The organism is Agromyces sp. NPDC055658, from assembly GCF_053618155.1.
Window position 1 is genome coordinate 1 of the sequence record NZ_JBSHHD010000112.1, and the last position, 1,279, is coordinate 1,279.

1 protein-coding gene is annotated in these 1,279 nt (G+C 67.4%); it reads left to right on the plus strand.

Annotation, left to right across the window (positions count from 1 at the left end; genetic code table 11):
• Window positions 1–1,279, plus strand: a 1,279-nt coding sequence (locus ACWGPE_RS18910) for an FdhF/YdeP family oxidoreductase (RefSeq protein WP_452049301.1), incomplete at both ends; no start/stop codon positions are given.

Here is a 1,279-nt window from a genome sequence, read left to right on the forward strand (position 1 = left end):
GTGCAGATCCGCATCGGCGGGGACATGGCGCTGTTCGCCGGCCTGGGCCGGCTGCTGCTGGACGCCGAAGACCGAGCCCCTGGTACGGTGCTGGACCACGAGTTCATCGCCGCGCACTGCGCCGGATACGACGAGTACGCCGCCCAGACCCGCGGCGTGGACCTCGACACGGTGACCGAGGCCAGCGGCGTCGACCGGGCTCAGCTGCAGCGGGTGGCCGACCTGCTGGCTTCCTCCCAGCGCACGGTGGTGTGCTGGGCGATGGGCCTGACCCAGCATCACCATGCGGTGGCCACCATCGGTGAAGCCACCAACCTGCTGTTGCTGCGCGGCATGATCGGCAAGCCCGGGGCCGGGGTGTGTCCGGTGCGCGGCCACTCCAACGTCCAAGGCGACCGGACCATGGGCATCTGGGAGAAGATGCCCGACAAATTCCTGGATGCGCTCGACGAACGATTCGGGATCGCCAGCCCGCGCAAGCACGGCTACGACACCGTCGACGCCATCCGGGCCATGCGCGACGGCCGGGCCGGCGTGTTCATCGGGATGGGCGGCAACTTCGTCTCGGCCACGCCCGACACCGAGGTCACCGAGACCGCGCTGCGCAGTTGCGGTCTGACCGTTCAGATTTCGACGAAGCTCAACCGCAGTCATCTGGTGCACGGCCGCACCGCACTGATCCTGCCCACGCTGGGACGCACCGACAAGGATTTCCAGGCCGGTGGAAAACAGATGGTGTCCGTTGAGGATTCGATGTCGATGGTGCACCTGTCCCGCGGCAGCCTGACACCGCCGAGCGAGCACTTGCGCAGCGAGGTGGCGATCGTCTGTCAGCTGGCTCGCGCAGTACTGGGCCCGGACCATCCGGTGCCGTGGGAGCAGTTCAATGCCGACTACGACCGCGTCCGTGACGCGATCGCCGATGTGGTGCCCGGCTGCGAGAACTACAACCGCAAGGTGCGTCAGCCCGACGGGTTCCAGCTCCCCCACCCGCCTCGCGATTCCCGCGAATTCCGCACCACCACAGGGAAAGCCAACTTCTCGGTTCAGCCGCTGGAGTGGGTACCGGTGCCCGAGGGTCGCCTGGTGCTGCAGACCCTGCGAAGTCACGACCAGTACAACACCACCATCTACGGCCTGGACGACCGTTACCGCGGGGTCAAGGGCGGGCGCCGCGTGGTGTTCGTCAATCCCGCCGACATCGACGCGCTGGGTTTCGCCGAGGGTGACCGCGTGGATCTGGTGTCCGAATTCGTAGGACAGGAGCGTCGCGCCAAGG